The organism is Shewanella sp. YQ_9 (genome assembly GCF_043103185.1).
Taxonomy (GTDB): Bacteria; Pseudomonadota; Gammaproteobacteria; order Enterobacterales; family Shewanellaceae; genus Shewanella; species Shewanella algae.
This window is the reverse complement of sequence record NZ_JBICJO010000033.1, coordinates 119,536-138,962: the sequence shown is the minus strand read 5'-3', so window position 1 is coordinate 138,962 and position 19,427 is coordinate 119,536. Positions and strand designations below refer to the sequence as shown.

The 19,427-nt window shown below is 54.5% G+C and carries 16 protein-coding genes; 9 read left to right on the top strand and 7 right to left on the bottom strand.

The features are described from left to right. The first annotated feature begins 79 nt into the window (after positions 1–79). The 3 genes from ACF8D4_RS10045 to ACF8D4_RS10035 all read left to right on the top strand — a co-directional run bounded on the left by ACF8D4_RS10045 (position 80) and on the right by ACF8D4_RS10035 (position 5,903). The gene (locus tag ACF8D4_RS10045; RefSeq protein ID WP_392464323.1) at positions 80–2,293 is read left to right on the top strand and encodes a DUF4401 domain-containing protein; all 2,214 of its coding nucleotides are present in this window, start codon (positions 80–82) and stop codon (positions 2,291–2,293) included. Further along, the gene (locus tag ACF8D4_RS10040) at positions 2,293–2,811 is read left to right on the top strand and encodes a GDYXXLXY domain-containing protein (protein WP_392464321.1); all 519 of its coding nucleotides are present in this window, start codon (positions 2,293–2,295) and stop codon (positions 2,809–2,811) included. The genes ACF8D4_RS10045 and ACF8D4_RS10040 overlap by 1 nt, the downstream gene beginning before the upstream one ends. A gap of 254 nt (positions 2,812–3,065) precedes the next feature. Beyond that, positions 3,066–5,903 carry an ExeM/NucH family extracellular endonuclease gene (locus ACF8D4_RS10035; protein ID WP_392468678.1) on the top strand — a complete coding sequence of 946 codons (2,838 nt, stop codon included), beginning with the start codon at positions 3,066–3,068 and terminating at the stop codon, positions 5,901–5,903. A gap of 119 nt (positions 5,904–6,022) precedes the next feature. On the opposite strand, the gene fabV is transcribed toward ACF8D4_RS10035, so the two are convergent. The 7 genes from fabV to pspF form a co-directional block, all read right to left on the bottom strand. After that, complete coding sequence (gene fabV, locus ACF8D4_RS10030; protein WP_025887141.1) at positions 6,023–7,225, bottom strand: enoyl-ACP reductase FabV; 1,203 nt, start codon at positions 7,223–7,225, stop codon at positions 6,023–6,025. A gap of 116 nt (positions 7,226–7,341) precedes the next feature. Beyond that, positions 7,342–8,127 (bottom strand): ATP-binding cassette domain-containing protein, encoded by a 786-nt coding sequence (locus ACF8D4_RS10025; RefSeq protein WP_025011219.1) that lies wholly within the window; start codon positions 8,125–8,127, stop codon positions 7,342–7,344. After that, on the bottom strand, positions 8,108–9,115 hold the full coding sequence (locus ACF8D4_RS10020) for an oligopeptide/dipeptide ABC transporter ATP-binding protein (RefSeq protein WP_025011220.1): 1,008 nt from the start codon (positions 9,113–9,115) through the stop codon (positions 8,108–8,110). Before ACF8D4_RS10020 ends, ACF8D4_RS10025 begins: the two co-directional genes overlap by 20 nt. Positions 9,116–9,117: 2 nt before the next feature. Further along, positions 9,118–10,008 carry an ABC transporter permease subunit gene (locus tag ACF8D4_RS10015; protein ID WP_028780445.1) on the bottom strand — a complete coding sequence of 297 codons (891 nt, stop codon included), beginning with the start codon at positions 10,006–10,008 and terminating at the stop codon, positions 9,118–9,120. After that, entirely contained in the window at positions 9,995–11,026 is a 1,032-nt protein-coding gene (locus tag ACF8D4_RS10010) for an ABC transporter permease subunit (protein ID WP_025011221.1), read from the bottom strand. The genes ACF8D4_RS10015 and ACF8D4_RS10010 overlap by 14 nt, the downstream gene beginning before the upstream one ends. Beyond that, on the bottom strand, positions 11,026–12,630 hold the full coding sequence (locus ACF8D4_RS10005; RefSeq protein ID WP_240539491.1) for an ABC transporter substrate-binding protein: 1,605 nt from the start codon (positions 12,628–12,630) through the stop codon (positions 11,026–11,028). Before ACF8D4_RS10005 ends, ACF8D4_RS10010 begins: the two co-directional genes overlap by 1 nt. A 226-nt stretch (positions 12,631–12,856) precedes the next feature. Next, the gene (gene pspF / locus ACF8D4_RS10000; protein ID WP_144132301.1) at positions 12,857–13,936 is read right to left on the bottom strand and encodes a phage shock protein operon transcriptional activator; all 1,080 of its coding nucleotides are present in this window, start codon (positions 13,934–13,936) and stop codon (positions 12,857–12,859) included. 179 nt (positions 13,937–14,115) lie between these two features. Between pspF and pspA the strand changes: the two genes are divergently transcribed. The 6 genes from pspA to ACF8D4_RS09970 all read left to right on the top strand — a co-directional run bounded on the left by pspA (position 14,116) and on the right by ACF8D4_RS09970 (position 19,386). Beyond that, complete coding sequence (pspA, locus tag ACF8D4_RS09995; RefSeq protein WP_025887146.1) at positions 14,116–14,799, top strand: phage shock protein PspA; 684 nt, start codon at positions 14,116–14,118, stop codon at positions 14,797–14,799. 20 nt (positions 14,800–14,819) lie between these two features. Further along, positions 14,820–15,053 (top strand): envelope stress response membrane protein PspB, encoded by a 234-nt coding sequence (pspB, locus tag ACF8D4_RS09990; protein ID WP_025011223.1) that lies wholly within the window; start codon positions 14,820–14,822, stop codon positions 15,051–15,053. Continuing rightward, the gene (gene pspC / locus ACF8D4_RS09985; protein ID WP_025887147.1) at positions 15,046–15,435 is read left to right on the top strand and encodes an envelope stress response membrane protein PspC; all 390 of its coding nucleotides are present in this window, start codon (positions 15,046–15,048) and stop codon (positions 15,433–15,435) included. Before pspB ends, pspC begins: the two co-directional genes overlap by 8 nt. Positions 15,436–15,489: 54 nt before the next feature. Continuing rightward, positions 15,490–16,926, top strand: coding sequence for a YcjX family protein (locus tag ACF8D4_RS09980; RefSeq protein ID WP_392468672.1), 1,437 nt, complete (start codon positions 15,490–15,492; stop codon positions 16,924–16,926). Positions 16,927–16,929: 3 nt separating this feature from the next. Further along, the gene (locus ACF8D4_RS09975) at positions 16,930–18,063 is read left to right on the top strand and encodes a TIGR01620 family protein (RefSeq protein WP_052658073.1); all 1,134 of its coding nucleotides are present in this window, start codon (positions 16,930–16,932) and stop codon (positions 18,061–18,063) included. Positions 18,064–18,192: 129 nt separating this feature from the next. Next, the gene (locus tag ACF8D4_RS09970; protein ID WP_123116509.1) at positions 18,193–19,386 is read left to right on the top strand and encodes a PLP-dependent aspartate aminotransferase family protein; all 1,194 of its coding nucleotides are present in this window, start codon (positions 18,193–18,195) and stop codon (positions 19,384–19,386) included. Positions 19,387–19,427: the final 41 nt, after the last annotated feature.

The following is a 19,427-nucleotide window of genomic DNA, read 5'->3' as shown; positions in this document are numbered from 1 at the left end:
TCCAACTCTGCTGATCTGTTTGATCTTGTGATTAAATATAGGAACTTAATTCACTCAAGGAAAGCGGGCAGGTCATTTCATGGATGCTTTGCAACAACACAGAGCCCAGGCCAAGCAGCAACTTTATCTATGGCATTCGCAACATCTTGTCTCGGGGGCTGCGTGGCGCAACGCCTTGGGATTACTGCCATCACCTGGGGCCAAGCAGAGCCTGAGCTTTTTCAACCCTCTGCTGCTGGGGAGTGCTGCGCTCTGTTTTGCTTCGGCGCTTATCTGCTTTTTTGCCTACAACTGGGCCGCTTTGCCGCGCATGGGCAAGTTGGCGTTATTGGAAACCGGCTTGCTGGGCTGTTTGTTGCTGGCCTTTGCGTTGAGCCGATGGTTAAAGCCACCCCTTGCCGACAAGGCACTAGGCGCTTTGCCCTGGCTCTTGTTTTTGGCCTGTGTGTTTATCGGCGTCTTGCTGGCCTTTATCGGCCAGAGCTATCAGCAAGGGGCTGACAACTGGCAGTTGTTTGCCGTGTGGGCACTGCTTATTCTGCCCTGGGTGGTGTTTTTGAAACTGGAAGCCGGTTATCTGCTGCTTATCCTGCTGTTGAACCTGGCCCTGTGCTTGTTACTGCAGATAACCTCATTGCCGTTTGCAGACCTGTTTAGCTTGCTGGGGGATGACAGGCTCGCCATCCCTTGGTCACTGTTTGCGCTTAATTGGCTGCTGCATCAATGCCTGCTTCGTTTTGCGCTGACAGACAAGCACGGCATCCCCCTCAGCGAGGTAACAAGCGGGCTGCTGAGTTGGGGCTTTTTGTTGCTGGCGAGTTGTTGGACGCTGTTCGACTCCTTGAGCAAAGAGCAGATTATTGCTGTGGTTCTCTACGGGGTTGTTGCCGCAGCACTGATACGAGGCTATCACACAAGGCGTAAACTCTACGGCATGGCGCTTGGGCTTTTCGGCACGGCAGCGCTGTTTGATCTCTGGTTGCTGCGCTTGCTGTCTGAAGTGCTTGACGGTGATGCCGTGGTACTGTTGTTTGCCCTGATGACGCTTTGCGTGCTGCTCAGTGCCTCAGTCGCCGCCTTGTTGCTAAAGCGCTTGCAGGCTGACTATCTGGCCGCTGCACCAGAGCAACAGACCCAAAAACATAAAGATGCGACAGCCGACACAGAGCCCAGGGAGGATGAGCAAATCGTCCCTAATGCGGGCAGCCTTTTCTGGCAACGGCTGCAGCAGGCAGGCATTGTCTCGGGGGATGTGGCACAAGAGACACCAGAGTTGCAAAGTCCCTGGTATCTCAAGGCAATGCTTATCCTGTTTGGCTGGTTAGCCGGGATCTGTTTGCTGGGTTTCATCGGCACCAGCCTGGCGTTATTGTTGGACGATATTCAGCCTGGGTTGTTGCTGAGCCTGGCGCTGGCGGCATCTGCAGTGACCTTTGGTTTGAGCCGAGGTCAAAGTGGACTGTTTATCTCTCAGTTTGCCTTGAGCTTTGCCGTTGCCGCCTTGGTGCTCTATGGCATCGCCTTTGATGAGCTGCTGTTTGAAGTGGCTTCCTGGCGCTGGTGGTTGATGCTGGCTCTGGCGGCCTCGCTTCACTGGTATCTGCTGCCACCCTATTTGACCCGGTCCAGTTGCGCGCTGCTGGCATTATTGGCCTTGATTGCGCTGTTGCAGACTCTGGCATTATTACCCTTGGTGACGCCGGCACTGCTACTGGGCTTTGTGCTGCTTTGGCGCCATGAGGCCGACTGGGGCAAGGCGCCGCTTCGCTGGCGCTCCCTTGCCATGGCCATGACCTTGGCGCTGCTCTTTTGTCAGACGCCGCAATTGGTTTGGCTGGAAGGTGTCTGGGAGTTAAAGAGTTCCGGCGTGAGCCTTACTATGTTGCAAGGCGCGCAATGGTTACTTGAAGCTTTGCTGCTGTGGCAACTTTGGTGTCTTTTCGGCAATCAAATGAACGCAATCCGGCATCAATTGGATGGGCGTTCGCAGATGCTGTTGCTACTGGGACTGCTGTCGGCCTTGGTTTGGTTTTGGTGGATCCCCGGGCTTATCGCTGGTGCGTTGGTCGCGGTTTTCGGCTTTGTGCTGGCCGAGCGCTTGCTGCTCTGGCTCGGGGTCCTGGCTATGCCGGTTTACTGCGGTTATTACTATTACTCGTTGCAGCAAACTTTGTTGGAAAAATCCTTGCTGCTGATGCTGCTTGGTGTGAGCCTGCTAACGCTCTGGTTTGCGCTGAAGCCTTTGAGCGGCAGGCCTGAGTGGCTGGCGGCGCAGAATGGAGGAGAGCAGTAATGAAACCCAAATTGACGCCCAAAATAATGGGGTTGAGCCTCATCTGGGGGCTGCTTTGTTTGCTGGTCATCAACATTTCCGTGTGGCAGAAAGAGCAGCTCTGGCAGCACGGTGAGCCCATCTTGCTTGAGCTGGCACCTGTGGATCCCCGCTCGCTGATGCAGGGGGATTATATGCAACTCGATTATGAGTTGGCCCGGCAACTGGCCAATGAGCTGCGCGCAAAAGGGCAGTTTCAGGACAATATGCAGGGCTGGCTCAGAGTGAGTCTCGATGAGCAGCAGCGCGCTTCTTTTGTGGCGCTGGAGAGTGACCTTGAGGCTCATTTGTTGCAGCAGCAAAGACGCTTGCCGTTTAAAGTCCGTCAGGGAGAAGTGCAATTGGCGAGCCAGGCTTTTTTCTTTGAAGAGGGCCAGGCCGAGCATTTCAGCCAGGGACGTTATGGCGAGCTGAGATTGGGCGCTGACGGGGAACTGATGTTAGTGGGCCTGCGTGACAGCCAACTTAAGCCGCTTTGAACCTAAGAGTGGTAACGCCATGTTCTTAGAGCACTAGAGTTACTCAGGCGCTTTCAATTTTTGTCTCCAAGCTAACCCCTTGATAGGACTAATTAACTAACACTAAAGTTTGATAAATATTTTACATATTGCAACTTGATTGTAACCTGTGGCCTTTATAGTGGCTGCATCTCCGGATGCGGGGATGTGGAAATAACATTACTTATTGATAAATAAGAAAATCACTATAATCAGGATATATTTCAGGGGTCAATATGTTAACCAAGGCAAGTCTGCTTGCCCTGGCCGTGGGCAGTATTGCTGCCCAGGCTCAGGCGAGCGAGCAAGTGATCATTTCCGAATATGTTGAAGGCTCAGGCAATAACAAGGCCATCGAACTCTTTAACGCCGGCAGCCAAGCTGCCGATCTCAGCCAGTATCAGCTGGATATCTTCTTCAATGGCAGTAGCAGCGCAGGCAGCAGCATTGCCCTGAGCGGCATGCTGGCCGCCGGTGGCACTCATGTATTGGCCGACAATGATGCCGACGCTGCAATCCTGGCATTGGCGCAGCAAACCAGCAGCGCCAGTTTCTTCAACGGTGATGATGCCCTGGTGCTGAGCCGTAATGGTGAGGTGATCGACAGCCTGGGCCAGGTTGGGGTGGATCCCGGCTCCGAGTGGGGCAGTGGTGATGTTTCCACTCAAAACAATACTATAAGGCGTAAGCTGGACAACTTGAGTGCGGATCTCGACCCCTTCGATGCGGTTGACCTCAGTGGTTGGGACGGCTTTGCCATCGATAATATCGACGACCTGGGGGCCTTTGGCGGTAATGCCGGCGAGCCGGGTGAACCGACAGATCCCGGTAATGGCGCCTTGGTTTGCGGCGATGCGGCTACACCCATTCATGCATTGCAGGGTAGCGGCGAGGCCAGTCCATTGGCTGGTGAAACCCTGGAAGTGGAAGCAATAGTCACCAGCAACCAGGAAGCGGGTCTCAAGGGATTGTTCCTGCAGATGGCCGATGCCGAGGCGGATGCCGATCCTTTGACCTCGGAAGGGGTGTTCCTGTACACAGGCAATAGCGCCAGTGGCTATCAGGCAGGCGACCGAATTCGGGTGCGGGCTCAGGTCACTGAATATCAAGGCCTGACCGAACTGACCAATGTCAGTGCCAAGGCCTTGTGTGCCACATCACAACCTCTGCCGAGTGCAGCCAGAGTGAGCCTGCCGGTCAATGACAGCAGTGCACTTGAAGCCTTCGAAGGCATGTTGGTCAGCTTTGAGCAGCATCTTACGGTAAACGAAGTCTACAACCTTGGCCGTTATGGTGAGGTGTTGCTGGGTTCTAGCCGTCACTTTATCGGTACTCAGGTGGCCAATCCCGGCGCCGATGCCTTGGCGGTCACGGCAGCCAATGCCCTGGATTCCATAGTGCTTGACGATGGCCTGACAGCACAAAACCCGGATCCTGTTATCTATCCGGCCCCGGGTCTGAGCGCCGCTAACCCGCTCAGAGTCGGTGATACTGTCACAAACCTCACCGCGGTGATGCATTACGGTTTTGGCATTTACCGTTTGATGCCGGTCGATACCGTCAACTTTGTTGCCGCCAATCCCAGAGCGTCCGAGCCTGAGTTGAATCGTCTCGATGCCTTGACAGTTGCCAGTTTCAACGTGCTCAACTATTTCAACGGCGATGGCCAGGGCGGCGGTTTCCCCACGTCCCGTGGCGCCGATACTCAAGAGGAGTTTGAGCGCCAACGAGCCAAGATAATCGCGGCGATGAAAACTATTAACGCCGATGTCTTCGGTTTGATGGAAATCGAGAACGATGGTTTCGGCAGTAACTCGGCAATTGCCGATCTGGCCCGCGGTCTCAACGACGCCATTGGCACTGACAGCTATCGCTATCTGGCGCCACAGGTTAATCGTATTGGCAACGATGAGATCAGCGTCGGTATTCTGTATCGTCAGGACAGAGTCACCCCGGAAGGGGTTGCGGCGATTCTGGACAGCAGTAATTCGGCGCTGGATGACAATGGTCAGGTGCTGTTCAACGATGGCAAGAACCGTCCCATGCTGACCCAGAAGTTTGGCGTCAACGACAGTGAGGATAGCTTTGTGGTGGCGGTCAACCACCTCAAGTCCAAGGGCAGTGATTGTAATGCGCTGGGCGATCCCGACATGAACGACGGCCAGGGTAACTGTAATCTGACCCGAACCCGCGCAGCCATGGCGATAGGCCAGTTCCTGCAGGCAGAATATCAGGATGACAAGGTGCTGGTGATAGGGGATCTCAACGCCTACGCCAAGGAAGATCCGCTGACGATCCTGGCCAATGCCGGTTACGCCGAGCTGTTTGGCGAGCTTGGTAAGCCTTCAGCATACTCCTATGTGTTCTCCGGTGAGTCGGGACAGCTAGATCATGCACTGGCCAATGAAGCCATGCTGGCCAATGTTCGTGATGTGACCGAGTGGCATATCAATACCGATGAACCCAGGGTGCTGGACTATAACACTGAGTTCAAGACGCCGGAGCAATTGCAAAGTTTCTACAGCAACGATGCCTTCCGCTCATCGGATCATGACCCTGTGATCATCGCCCTGGACTTTGCCGCGGCCAATCAGGCACCGGTTGCCGAGTTCTCTGTGCAGCAAAATGGTGCCGCGGTGGCGCTCTCTAGCACTTCTAGTGATAGCGACGGTGAGTTGGTGAGCCAGGAGTGGGATCTGGGTGATGGTACTCAAGCCTTTGGCGAGCAAGTGAGCCATGAATACCAGCAAAGCGGTGTCTACCTCATCACTCTGACCGTGACTGACGACAAAGGTGCCCAGCACAGTGTCAGCCGTGAGGTAACCGTTGAGATAGCCCCTGAGCCGACCGAGCCTGTGGCGGTTATCCGCCATCTGGATCTCTGGCTGCTGCAGGTGTTTATCTCAGAGAGCTATGATCCTGACGGTTATATCAAAAAGCAGCAGTGGCGCTTCAACGATGGGCGTAGATTCAACGGCCCGGTTGCCATGCGTATTGGCGGCCGTGCCAATGAAGTAACACTGACAGTGACCGACAATGATAAGCAAAAGGCCAGCACCAGCCTGAGCTTCTAATCAAAAATACCCGAAAAGGTAAAACGCCCCCAATAGCTAAGGCAATTGGGGGCGTTTCTTTTGTGCATTTAATCAAGAGCAGCGTTTAACAGCGACTTTGATACTTGCTTGCACCTTGTTTAGAGCTCTATAACATCAAACTCAACGGCCGGATTAACGTCGGCATCATAGTCTATGCCTTCGATACCAAAGCCAAACAGCTTGAGGAATTCGGCCTTGTACTCACGGTAGTCGGTCAGCTCACTGAGGTTTTCTGTGGTGATTTGTGGCCAGAGATCGCGGCAATGCTGCTGGATATCTTCTCTCAGTTCCCAATCATCCAGGCGCAGGCGGTTGGCATCGTCTACTTCTGGCTTGCTGCCATCGGCCTTGTATAGGCGCTCGCTGAACATACGGTAAATCTGTTCCATGCAGCCTTCATGCAGGCCTTCTTCGCGCATCTTCTTGAAGACCATGGCGATATACAGTGGCATTACCGGAATAGCCGAACTGGCCTGAGTGATCACACTCTTGAGCACAGCGACATTGGCACTGCCACCCTTGGCGGCCAGTCTTTGGTTCAGTTCGCCGGCGGCGCGGTCGAGATCCATCTTGGCCTTACCCAGAGCGCCATGCCAGTAGATAGGCCAGGTCAGCTCTGTACCTATATAGCTGTAAGCTACTGTCTTGCAACCATCGGCCAGCACGCCGGCCTTGTCGAGGGCATCTAGCCACAGTTCCCAATCCTGACCCCCCATCACAGTAACAGTATCTTTGATTTCCTGCTCTGTCGCCGGCTCAACAGAGGCTTCAATGATGGTGTCTTTGTTGGTGTCCACCGCGGTAGAGCGATATGACTCGCCGATAGGCTTGAGGGCCGAGCGGATCACTTCGCCGCTGTCTGGCAGTTTGCGTACAGGCGAGGCCAGTGAATAAACCACCATGTCTATCTGGCCCAGATCGGCCTTGATCAGCTCAATCACCTTGGCTTTGGCTTCATGGCTGAAGGCATCACAATTGATGCTCTTGGAATACAGGCCTTCAGCCTTGGCAAACTTGTCAAACGCCGCCGAGTTGTACCAACCGGCTGTGCCGGGTTTGGTCTCAGTGCCGGGCTTTTCAAAAAAGACCCCGATAGTGGCAGCATCGGAACCAAAGGCGGCGGCAATACGGGAGGAGAGACCATAACCACTGGAAGAACCTACCACCAGTACTTTCTTGGGGCCATTGGCTATCTTGCCTTTGGCCTTGGTGGTGTTGATCTGCTCCAGCACGTTGGCTTCACAGCCCAGAGGATGAGTAGTGGTACAAATGAAACCACGAATTTTAGGTTTAATAATCATGTCTTAGCTTCTTCTTCCGAAAACTGTCATTAGGATAAGTATTTCAACTCTAATTGGTACTGATTTTTTCAAAAAGCCTGCCGACGGGGCAGTGGTTGGAGCAGTTTGAACCCTTATCAACGCTTGCGGGCCAGTTGTGCCTGCTCCTGTAATAATCTTTGGGTGTATTCGTGTTGCGGGTCATTGAACAGGGTCTCGGTGGCGGCTTTTTCCACCATCACCCCCTTGTGCAACACCATGATCTTGTCGCTTACATGGCGGATAACATTGAGGTTGTGGGACACAAAAATATAGGAAAGCCCCATCTCTTTTTGCAGCTTGAGCAGCAGGTTGAGGATCTGGGCCCGTACCGAGAGATCCAGCGCCGTCAGCGCTTCATCGGCGATAATGATCCTCGGGTTGAGCATCAAGGCCCGGGCCACCGCAACCCGCTGCTTCTGTCCTTCGGAAATCATGTGGGGGTAAAACTCCACATGTTCCGGCAACAAGCCGACTTTGCGCAAAGTCTCAACCACTTGCTCGCTGCGGGCATGAGCCGAGAGCCGGGTATTGAACCTCAGCGGCTCATTGAGCAGTTCCCCTATGGTTAGCCTGGGGTTGAGTGAGGTGTTGGGATCCTGGAATATCATCCGGATAAGTCTGCAGCGCTGTTTCAGATCATGGCTGTCGAGCGGCTCGCCATTGAACAGAATTTGCCCGCCGCTGCGATACTCGGCACCGACCAAAATACGGGCCAGAGTACTCTTGCCGGAGCCAGCTTCACCGGCAATGGCCAGGGTTTCGCCACTGTTGAGTTCGAACGAAATGGGCGCCAAAGCCTCAGTATATTGGCGGCGAAAGCCCTTGTAGCCGCTGAAGTAGCGTTTGCTCAGGTCCGTGACTTTAAGCAAGGGAGTCGTCATCAATAGGCTCACTCTGATAAGGGAAATGGCAGGCGTAATATCTGTCTTTATGATGGCTCAGTTGCGGTTGCACCACGCATTGTTTGCGGGCTTCCGGGCAGCGAGGCCCCAGGCGGCAGCCTATCGGCAGATGTTGCAGCGCCGGCACTGAGCCCGGCAGGGTCGGCATCAGCGTCTTGTGGGCTGCAGGGCCGGAATAGTCCGGCATATTATCCAGCATCGCCTTGGTATAGGGATGATAAGGCTGCTCAAGTAGCTCTGCGGTAGGGCCGGATTCCATCACCTGGCCGCTGTAGAGCACAGTCAGACGGTTACACCAGTTCGACAGCGTGTCCAGCTCGTGGCTGATCAGCAAGATGGCGACGTTCTGCAACTGATTGAGCTGAGTCAACAGACGAAATATCTGCGCCTGGGTACTGGGTTCCATCGAAGCCGTGGGTTCATCGGCGATCAGCAACTTGGGACGATTGGCGAGCGCCATGGCGATCATCACTTTCTGGCATTCACCTTCGGAGAGTTCCCAGGCATAGCTGGCCAGCACCCGCCGCGGCTCTTTGACCCCCACCTTGTGCAACCATTTTTGTGCTGTAAGACGCCGCTCTTTACCGCGGCGCCAGAAAGGTGTCTGCTTATTCAGCGGCATGGCTTCAATCAATTGGCTGCCCACAGTAAGCGCCGGGTCAAAGCTGCCGGAGGGATCCTGAAATATCATCGACATATCAGAGCCCATAAGGCTGCGCCGCTCCGCCTGATTCATTTCCATCAGGTTGCGGCCATCCCACATCATGCGATCGGCGGTGACAGTCCAGTTGGGGCCGGGGATCCCGAGAATGGCCCGCGCCATGAGAGAGCGGCCCGAGCCGGATTCACCGACCAGACCATGGATTTCACCGGCATTGACTGTCAGGCTGACTTTTTCCAGCGCCTTGACCCGCCCATGGGGCGTGTCCAGTTCTATGGTGAGATTACGAATATCGAGTAACGGCATAATCAGTTTCTGATGGGCGCAAGCGCCGATCTCAGTCCATCGCCGACCAGGTTGACGGCCAACACACTCAGCAGGATAGCGGCTCCCGGAATGGTCACTGTCCAGGGAGCGGTCAGCAGGTTATCCAGGCCCTGGAATACCATGGCACCCCATTCGGATTTGGGCGCCTGGGCACCGAGATTGAGGAAACCCAGCGCGGCGATATCCAAAATGGCCGCCGATATTGCCAGCGTTGTTTGAATAATTACAGTCTCCCAGACATTGGGCATAATCACAAACCAGAATATCTGCAGACCATTGGCGCCATCCAACTTGGCGGCGGTGACATATTCTTTTTGCAACTCTTCATGCACGGCTTGATGTATGGCGCGAACAAACTGAGGCGTGAGCGCGATACCCACGGCCCAGAATACGTTCATCAGCCCGGGGCCCATTACCGCCACCACCAGAATAGCCATCAAGAGTGACGGAATCGACAGCAAGGCATCGAGCAGGTGCCCTAGGATACTGGACTTGAGGCCGCGCATCATCCCCGAGAATGAACCTATGATAAAACCCACCAGGAGTGCGGTGGCAACAATCGCCAGCGCCATGCCGAAGGTGTAACTGGTGCCGTGCAGCAAGCGGGAAAAGATATCCCGGCCGAGATCGTCTGTACCGAGAAAGTGCTCAACCGTGCCGAGATCGTCCCAGGATGGTGGCAGTAACAGGGCGTTGGGATCTTGAAAATCGGCCGGGTAAGGGGCAATCATGGGCCCGAACATTGTCAGGATCAGCAGGCAGAGCACGCCCCAGAGCCCGGCAAGCGCAAAAGGATTGGCGGCAAAGGTACGCCAGAGCTTGAGGCTGGGGGATGGAATATCGTCTTCCTGATAAATCTTAATTTGAGGCATAGAGTTCCTTCCTGCTGAGCGGATTGGTGGCCGTGTGCAGCACTTCAATCAGAATACTCAGAAAGATAATCAGCAGTGCTACCGCCAGTGTGCCGCCCTGGATCACAGTGTAATCCCGTTGGTAGATACCTGATACCAGCCAGGAGCCGACCCCGGGCCAGCTGAAGATCACTTCCACCACTATGGCATAGCTGGCAAATGGCCCCAGCATAAGTCCCAGGTGCTTGAGCAGGGGGATCAAGGCATTGGGCAGGGCGTGGCGCAACACGATTTTACCCGTGGGCAGGCCTCTGGCCTCGGCGGCGCGGATATAGGTCTGGTTCATCACATTCATCATCGCCGAGCGGGTAATACGTACCACCACGGTAAAGGGCAACACAGACAAGGTCAGCGCCGGCAGGATAATGTGCAAGGCGGCATCCTTAAAGGCGGATAAGCGGTATTGCGAGTCGGACAGCAGGGTATCTATCAGCATAAAACCGGTCACAGGCTTGATCTCATAGAGCAGGTTTATCTGCCCGGAAATTGGCAGCCAACCCAGTCTGACCCCGAACCAGAGTGACAGGGACAGCCCGAGCCAGAATACCGGAATCGAGTAACCTGTCAGTGTCACCGCCATTATGGCGTTTTGGGTCAGTTTCTGTTTACTCAGCGAGGCCAACACCCCCAGCGGCACCCCGAAGATGATGGCAAACAAACCGGATACAGTCGCCAGTTCGAAAGACGCCGGCAATACCGCCAACAGCTCTTCTGCCACCGGTCTTTGAGAGGTCACAGAAATGCCGAGATCGCCACTGAGCCTCTGCCCCAGGTAGCCAATAAACTGAGAAAAGGAGCCGCCATCGAGATGATAGTCGGCGATGATTTGTGCCTCTTGGGCATCACTCGGTGCCTGGATCCCGGTCAGGGCATAGATGCGGTCCACCGGAAACAAACTGGTGGCGTAGAAGAGTACACAGATAAGGATGAGTGAGGTGGCGACAAAGAGGTTAAGCCTGCGCAGCAGATAAGCAGCCATCAGTTTTGCTCCTTGGCGGGCGATGTTTTTTTCTCAACAGCCGGTTTGTTGCCGTGGCCTATGTTGGCAAAGGCGATGCCGCCAAAAGGCGTGAGGCTGGTTTCAGTCACGCTGGCATTTTTCAGTGCCATACGTTTGGCATGAGCCAGGCTCACCAACGGCATATCCTGTGCCAGAATCGCCTCGGCCTGGTGGTACAGCAAACTTCGACTTTCTCTGTCGCTCACGCTTCTGGCCTGGTTGAGCAGGGCGTCAAACCTGGGGTTACACCAGCGAGAACGATTGTTGTTGGAGGCGATAGAGCCACAACTGAGCAATGGGGTGAAGAAGTTATCCGGATCGCTGTTGTCGGCGTTCCAGCCGATGAGTACCGAGTCATAATCACTGCGTGCCAGTTTTTGGGTGAACACACTCCAATCGTAGTTGACGATATTGACCTTGACACCTATGGTCGCCAAATCGGCCTGGATCAGCTCGGCGGTCTTCAGCGCATTGGGGTTGTATATTCGTGCCACAGGCATAGCCCAGATATCCAGCTCCAGTTTATCTATGCCGGCTTCATCCAGCAGCGCTCTGGCTTTGTCTGGGGCATATTCATGACTCTTGGCCGAATCGGAATAGGCCCAGGAGGAGGGCGGCAGAATACCGGTTGCCTCGACGGCTGTGTCCTGATAAACGGCCCTTAGCAGGTTTTGCTTGTCGATGGCGTAGGCCAGCGCCCGTCTGACCCTGACATCATTGAACGGCGGCTTTTGGGTATTGAAGGCCCAATAGGCCACATTCATCCCGGGGCGGCTTTCCAAAACCAGGTTGTCGTGCTGCTCAATAACCGGCAATTCACCGGCCTTGGGCAAGGCCGAAACGCTGCAATCGCCGGTGATCAGCTTGGCCAGGCGGGTAGTGCTTCGCGGCGTGATATCGAACACCAGCATTTCAGACTGCGGCATATTGCCCCAGTAACCTGGGTGGCGCCGGTAGCGGATATATTCATTCTTAACGTATTGCACCAGCATAAAGGGGCCTGTTCCTATCGGCTGGTTATCCAACTGCTGTGGGCTGCCTTGGGCAAGAAGCTGATCGGCATACTCTTTGGAGAGGATCACCGCAAAGTCGGTGGCCAGGTTGGAAAGGAATGAGGCATCGGGCTGGGTAAGTTCAAATCTGACTCTATATTCGCCCTGTTTGCTGATGGATTTTATCAGCCCGGCAAAACCTATGCTTTGGAAGAAGGGGTAACCGCCCTGAGCTACCTCATGGAAAGGGTGCTGCTTGTCTATGATGCGATTGAAACTGAACAGCACATCATCTGCATTGAAATGCCGACTGGGGTGAAAGTAGGGCAGATCGTGAAACTGGGTACCCTGGCGCAGTTCAAACTCATAACTGAGGCCGTCTTCGCTTATCTGCCACTCGGTTGCCAGTGCCGGAATGATATCACCGCTCTCGGGATCATAATCCACCAGGCGACTGTAAATCTGGTGCGAGGTGGCATCGATTGTGGTTCCCGAGGTCACCAGCTGCGGGTTGAACGACTCGGGATTGCCCTCGGAGCAGTAAACCAGGCCGGAGGGCACTTTCTGTTGACCACAGCCGCCAAGCAGCATTGTCAGAGCCAGGCCGGTCAGTATGCTCCCGGTCAGCTTCAGGCGCCGGCATGAGCGGAATAAACGCCCTGCCACAAGATCTCCGTAGAGCTTGCTCCTGGAGACTCGCGCCATTGCATCAGAGTCTCGCCCGGGGCGTAACGTCAGCAGATTCATTGCAAAATCGTTAGTTATTCAGATGTTGACCGAACATTTTAGCAGTGCAGCCGTTACCTGGGCAATCGGCTTATGCCTTATCGAGCAAATTGTATTTTTTCAGTATGCCTCTGAGCTGATGGTAGCTAAGTCCCAGTAGCTCTGCGGTTTTCTTTTGATTGAACTGGCTGGCGCTGAGCGCACGTTGAATAAGGTCGGTCTCGAAGTTTTCACAGCACTGTTTGAAGTCCACCGGGAACTGTATCTGGTTTGCCGAAGGTTCAGGGCTATCGTTTGTCGGTGCGGTGGCACTGCCGGGAAGGACTTCATTGCCAACTTCAGCGGTCGCCAGCTGGCGACTATGAGTTTTGACCCGCTTGGTGGGCCGGTAGGGCGAGGCAAAAGGGTCGAGCACTATATTCTCAATCGGTTCGGGGTTATGACCATGGCGATAGACGCTGCGCTCTATGGCGTTTTTCAGCTCCCGAATATTACCCGGCCAGCTGTGATCCATCATGGTCGCCACGGCTTCGGCGGCAAAACCGGTAAACAGCTCCAGTTTGAGCTGACGCGCCATGCCCACGGCAAAGTATTCGGCCAATGGCAAAATATCTTCCCGGCGGCAGCGCAGCGGCGGCAGGGTGATCACATCGAACGCCAAACGGTCGAGCAGATCGGCTCGAAACTCGCCGGCTTCCGCCAGACTGGGTAAGTCTTCATTGGCGGCGCAGATTAGGCGTACATCGGCATTGAGGGTCTTGCTGCCGCCCACCCTTTCATATTCACCATATTCTATGACCCGCAGCAGCTTCTCCTGAATGAGGCCGGACGTATTGGCCAGCTCATCGAGAAACAGGGTGCCGCCGTCGGCGCGCTCGAAGCGGCCTTCATGACGCCCCTTGGCGCCGGTAAATGCGCCGGACTCATGGCCAAACAGTTCACTTTCCAGTAGATTTTCACTCAGAGAGGAACAATTGAGCTTGATAAAACTCTGATCCCAGCGTTGGGAAAGATAGTGCAGACGTTCGGCGATCAGCTCTTTACCCGTCCCCCGCTCACCTATGATAAGCACAGGTTTGGACAGTGGTGCGATTTGGGAAACGTGCTCCAACACCTCCAACAGGGCATTGGATTGACCGATAAGATTGTCTTGCTGATAGGGATTGGCCACGATAACAGTTAGTCTTTAACGCTAATAATTGGTGAAAATCATAATATGCGGGTAGGTTAAATAAATAAAGAGAAAGTTAAAATTTATATTAACCTATTGATTTTAAATGGTGTTTAAAAGTTGGCATGGGATCTGTATTACAAGAACCGAGACCCACAATAAATGTAGAGGACAGGATTATGGGAATTTTCACACGTTTTGCCGACATCATTAATGCCAACATCAGTGCCTTGCTGGACAAGGCGGAAGATCCGGAAAAAATGGTGCGCCTGATCATTCAGGAAATGGAAGATACCCTGGTTGAAGTGCGTTCTACTTCGGCTAAAGTATTGGCAGAGAAGAAAGAGTTGCTCCGCCGTATTGGCAAAGTGCAGCTTCAGGTGCAGGATTGGCAGGAAAAGGCCGAACTGGCACTGACCAAAGACAGGGAAGACCTGGCCAAGGCCGCGCTGGTTGAAAAGCAAAAAGCCGCTACCCTGGCGCAGACTCTGGAGCAAGAGCTCGAGGTAGTTGAAGAGCATATTGCCCGCCTGAAAGAGGAAGTGGGTCAACTGCAGGAAAAGCTGGCCGATGCCAAGGCACGCCAGAAGACTATCATAATGCGCAAGCAAACCGCTTCTTCACGCCTGGAAGTGAAAAAGCAGCTGGATTCCAGCAAAATTGACAACGCCATGCTCAAGTTTGAACAGTATGAGCGTCGCATCGAAGGGCTGGAAGCTGAAGTTGAGTCCTATGATCTGGGTGGCAAAAAGTCCAGTCTGGAAGAGGAATTTGCGGCACTCAAGGCCGAAGACTCTGTCAGCGCCGAGCTGGAAGCCTTGAAGGCCAAGGTGAAAGGCGATAGCGCCAAAACCAAAAAATAATACAGACTCAGAGGTGATTTATGGATATGGACTTACTGCTGGCACCCCTGATTATCTTCATGATCTTTGTGGCGCCAATCTGGTTGATTCTGCATTACCGCAGTAAACGTCAGGTGAGCCAGGGGCTTACCGAGGCAGAGTTCAAACAGCTTAACGACTTGATAGACACAGCTGACAAGATGGGCCAAAGGATTGAAACGCTGGAAGCCATCCTGGATGCCGAGTCCCCGGAATGGAGGCAACGTCATGACTGAATCAGGCAAGCGTACTCTTTACCGCATTCCCCAGCAAAGGAAGATAGCCGGGGTCTGTGCCGGGGTAGCCGAGTACTTTAATCTGGAACCTTGGTTGGTTCGGGTGGTGGCAGCTTCCATTTTCCTGCTCGGTGGCTCAGGCATAGTGGTTATCATCTATCTGCTGCTGTGGATGATACTGGATGTCAAACCTTGGACAGCCAAAGACACCCATAAGGACATTGGGGTCAAGAAAAAGGTCTGGCAAGCCGGGGAGCCCGCCAAACAGGCGCTCAGAGATGTAAGCAATCGCTTTCAATCACTGGAGCATAGGCTCAGGGCACTCGAACAACATGTCACCTCTGAGCAGTTCGAGTTGAAAAGACAGATCAATAACCTATAAATCCTTGTTCAAGGGGCGGTGCTTACCGCCCCGTTTGTTTGTATCAGGAGAATTATGGCAAGCGTCAGGCAAAAGTTCGGCAAACTCAAACACAAAACCCGCGAGTTGGCACAACGCACCACAGACAGGCATCTTAGGTTGGCGGTTACCGGCCTTTCCGGCGCCGGCAAGACGGCCTTCATTACCGCGCTGGTGGATCGACTGCTGCGCGCCGGCACCGAGCTTGATGGCAGTGGCTTACCCCTATTTCAGGTGTGCCGCGACGGACGTTTACTCGGGGTAAGGCGGGAGCTGCAGCCTGATTTGACCATAGCCAGTTTTGACTTTGATGCTGCAATTGCCAGCTTGACCGCAGCCAAGCCCAGTTGGCCGGCATCGACCCGCAGTATCAGTGAGCTGCGGCTGACGCTCAAATATGTGCCTACCAAAGGGATGCTGGCAAAACTGGCCGACAGCGCCAAACTGCATCTCGACATAGTCGATTATCCCGGGGAGTGGCTGCTGGACTTGCCCATGTTGAGCCAGGACTTTAACCGCTGGTCCGAAACCCGCTTTGCCCGGCAATCAACCCTGGAAGCCTCGCCTCTCTATCCTAAGTTTGCTGCGGCGCTGGCGACGCTGGATTTGTACGCCGATGCCGACGAGCAGGCGCTGGCTGCCATTGCCGAAAGTTATCGGTTACTGCTGCTGGATCTGGTGCAACAACAGGGTTTTTATCAAGCCCAGCCGGGGCGAATGTTGCTTCCCGGAGAGCTGGCCGGTACGCCAATTTTGGCTTTTTTCCCCCTGTTACCCGAGCAACTCCAAGATAAGCAGCAACTGACATCTGCCGGACGTCGCAGCAATTATCAGGTGCTCAGGCACAGATATCAGCAATATCTGGCCAAAGTGGTCAAGCCCTTCTATCAGGAGTATTTTGCCGGTTTCGACCGTCAGTTAATTCTGGTGGATTGCTTCAGCGCCCTTAATCGTGGCAAGGCGCAGTTTGAAGATATGGCCGAAGCACTCAATGCCATTTGTGCCAGCTTCCAGTATGGCCAGTCCAATTTGCTGCGACGTCTGTTTGCTCCCCGAATAGATACTCTGCTGTTTGCCGCCAGTAAAGTCGATCAGGTGACCCGGGATCAGCAGGGCAATGTGTTGTCACTGCTCAGCGCCATGTTGGCGCCCAGTCGGCAACAGGCCGGATTTGCCGGCAGTCGGGTGGAAACCATGGCCATCAGCGCCATCAAGGCAACCCGTCACGGTATGGTCAAAGATGCCGATGGCGTGGAGGTGGAAGTGGTCTGTGGCCGGCGCATGAGCGATGGCCAGAAGGTGACCCTGTATCCGGGTGAGGTGCCCAGAGCCTTGCCTGAGCAAGCGTTTTGGCAAAGGCAGGGATTTCATTTCTGTGAGTTTGCGCCGCCCGACAGCCAACCAGAACTAGGCTATGAACATATCCGGCTCGATCACCTGCTGGAGTTTCTTTTGGGCGACAAGTTGAGGTAAGTCGTGGCAAAACACAGTTCAGAAAAGCATGTTGATAATGCTGCCGGCAACGGCAGTCATGCTGATGAAGCGCAAACCACAGAGTTGGCGCCGCAGAGAATTTTCAGTCATCAGCCGGAATCCGCCGTCGAATTGGCCGCGGCCAAGGATTTCCAAGGCGATGGTTTTGTTGAATACCCCACAGAAGCCGAACTGGAGCAAGTGCTGAGTGCACAGCCCAAGGCAGATGAACTCATCTCCCTCAAGCCCAAACGCTGGTCCTGGTTGGCGCGCTTGGCTCTGTTGGGCGTGATGGCGGCGGTCGTAGTGCAGACACTGCTCGGTCTTGTCGATGCCTGGCGCGACAGCCCTTGGCTGTTTGGTTTTTACAGCCTGGTGCTCGCTTTGGTGCTGGCCTGGGTAGGCAAGCTTTGTTTCGGGGAATGGCGCAAACTCAAACGCCTGCGCCAGGTGGAAGATACCCAGCAAACCGGGCAACGCCTGCTCGGCAGTATGCAGATGGGCGAAGCGCGCGATTTTATCTATGGTATTTGCAAGCAGATGCCCAAGGGGCCAGAGCAGGACAGGCTGCAGACGCTGCTGAATCCGGAGCAGAATGATGCCGAGCAGTTGCAGCTGTTTGATCAGGTAGTGCTGACCGAGCGCGACAAGGTTGGTATGAAGCTGGTGCGCCGTTATGCGGCCGAATCGGCCCTATTGCTGGCGGCCAGCCCGCTGGCGGTCCTGGATATGGCGCTGATCCTCTGGCGTAATCAGAAGATGATCCAGGATATCGCTCGCTGTTATGGGGTAGAGCTGGGTTATTGGAGCCGTATTCGGCTGATCCGCGGGATCCTGGTTAATATTCTCTATGCCGGCACCACAGAGCTTGCCACCGACTTGGGTACCCAATTGCTGTCGGTAGAGATGTCCGGCAAGCTTTCGGCGCGGCTTGGTCAGGGGCTGGGGGGCGGTTTGTTGACGGCGAGACTTGGCTATCAGGCGATGGCGCTTTGTCGGCCGCTGGCATTTTCCAGTGCCAGCAAGCCCAAACTGTCGCGGATCCACAAAGAACTCCTGTTGGAGCTGAAGGATTTTTCCGCCTCAGTGCTGGCCAGAAAAACCGAACGTAACAAAGATTTTACAACCAAGGAGTAATGATTTTTGCTTGCCGATTTGGGCAAGTCTTGCTGACTCAGTATGTTGGTGCCAGGACAACTGAATCATCCCGGGCGAGAAGCCGAATAACAATATAAGGGATGGTCGGACTGACATGGGGAGTTAAGCATGCAACACAAGCAGCCAAAAGCACTGCATTCAGCCACACTGGCTATTCATGGTGGCCACACGGGCGAGCCTTCCGGGGCATTGGTGTCGCCTTTATATCAGAGTGCCACCTTCTGTTTTGATACCGCCCAAAGCGGTGGTCGCCGCTTTGCCGGTGAAGAAGAGGGCTATATCTATACCCGCTTGGGTAACCCGACGGTTGCCGAGCTTGAGCGGCGTCTGGCGCTGCTTGAAGGCGCTGAAGCCGCTGCTGCTGCCGCGTCCGGCATGGGCGCTGTATCGGCGGCCTTGCTGGCATACTTGAGCTGTGGCGACCATCTGCTGGCTTCCTCAGCCGTCTATGGTTGCACTTTTTCATTGATGACAGAGCAGTTTGCCCGCTTCGGTATTGAGGTTTCTCTGGTGGATTTTGCCGATCTCGCGGCCGTCGAGGCGGCTGTTCGCCCCAACACCCGGGTGATTTTCTGCGAAACGCCGGTGAACCCGCATCTGGCCGTGTATGATCTCCGCGCCATAGCCGCTATCGCCAAGCGCCATCAACTGACCAGCATAGTGGACAACACCTTTATGACACCGCTGCTGCAGCAGCCACTGCAGTTGGGAATCGATCTTGTGGTTCACAGCGCCACCAAGTATCTCAATGGTCATGGCGATGTTATTGCCGGTATCATCTGTGGCTCACAAGCGGCGATAACGGCCATCAAGCAACAACAGCTAAAAGATATTGGTGCCGTGCTATCACCTTTCGATGCCTGGTTGATTTTGCGAGGCCTGAAAACCCTCTCGGTACGACTCGAACGTCATTGCGATAACGCCGAGCGCCTGGCGCAGTATCTCAAATCCCATCAAGCCGTGGCCAAGGTACATTATCCCGGGTTGGTTTCCCATGCGGGCCATCAGTTTATCGGCTCGCAGATGCGCAGGGCCGGTGGGGTGTTGGCGTTTGAGCTGAAGGCCGATTTGGAGCAGTCCATGGCTTTTGTCAATCGACTGGGATTGTTCAAAATTGCCGTGAGTCTGGGGGATTGTGAGTCGCTTATTCAGCACCCGGCGTCCATGACCCATTCACCCTATACCCAAGAGGCGCGTCTTAAAGCCGGCATAGGCGACAGCCTGCTGCGAATATCGGCCGGGCTTGAAGATGTGGATGACCTGATAGCCGATCTGGAGCAGGCACTGACAGTGATCAGTTAAAAGAGACAAGGCGAGCATGGCTCGCCTTGTTTTTCGGCCTT

Excerpts from the sequence above, each read along its gene's own strand:
- ACF8D4_RS10045 (WP_392464323.1), top strand. The coding sequence starts at position 80 with ATGGATGCTTTGCAACAACACAGAGCCCAGGCCAAGCAGCAACTTTAT.
- ACF8D4_RS10040 (WP_392464321.1), top strand. The coding sequence starts at position 2,293 with ATGAAACCCAAATTGACGCCCAAAATAATGGGGTTGAGCCTCATCTGG.
- ACF8D4_RS10035 (WP_392468678.1), top strand. The coding sequence starts at position 3,066 with ATGTTAACCAAGGCAAGTCTGCTTGCCCTGGCCGTGGGCAGTATTGCT.
- fabV (WP_025887141.1), bottom strand. The coding sequence starts at position 7,225 with ATGATTATTAAACCTAAAATTCGTGGTTTCATTTGTACCACTACTCAT.
- ACF8D4_RS10025 (WP_025011219.1), bottom strand. The coding sequence starts at position 8,127 with ATGACGACTCCCTTGCTTAAAGTCACGGACCTGAGCAAACGCTACTTC.
- ACF8D4_RS10020 (WP_025011220.1), bottom strand. The coding sequence starts at position 9,115 with ATGCCGTTACTCGATATTCGTAATCTCACCATAGAACTGGACACGCCC.
- ACF8D4_RS10015 (WP_028780445.1), bottom strand. The coding sequence starts at position 10,008 with ATGCCTCAAATTAAGATTTATCAGGAAGACGATATTCCATCCCCCAGC.
- ACF8D4_RS10010 (WP_025011221.1), bottom strand. The coding sequence starts at position 11,026 with ATGGCTGCTTATCTGCTGCGCAGGCTTAACCTCTTTGTCGCCACCTCA.
- ACF8D4_RS10005 (WP_240539491.1), bottom strand. The coding sequence starts at position 12,630 with ATGCTGCTTGGCGGCTGTGGTCAACAGAAAGTGCCCTCCGGCCTGGTT.
- pspA (WP_025887146.1), top strand. The coding sequence starts at position 14,116 with ATGGGAATTTTCACACGTTTTGCCGACATCATTAATGCCAACATCAGT.
- pspB (WP_025011223.1), top strand. The coding sequence starts at position 14,820 with ATGGATATGGACTTACTGCTGGCACCCCTGATTATCTTCATGATCTTT.
- pspC (WP_025887147.1), top strand. The coding sequence starts at position 15,046 with ATGACTGAATCAGGCAAGCGTACTCTTTACCGCATTCCCCAGCAAAGG.
- ACF8D4_RS09980 (WP_392468672.1), top strand. The coding sequence starts at position 15,490 with ATGGCAAGCGTCAGGCAAAAGTTCGGCAAACTCAAACACAAAACCCGC.
- ACF8D4_RS09970 (WP_123116509.1), top strand. The coding sequence starts at position 18,193 with ATGCAACACAAGCAGCCAAAAGCACTGCATTCAGCCACACTGGCTATT.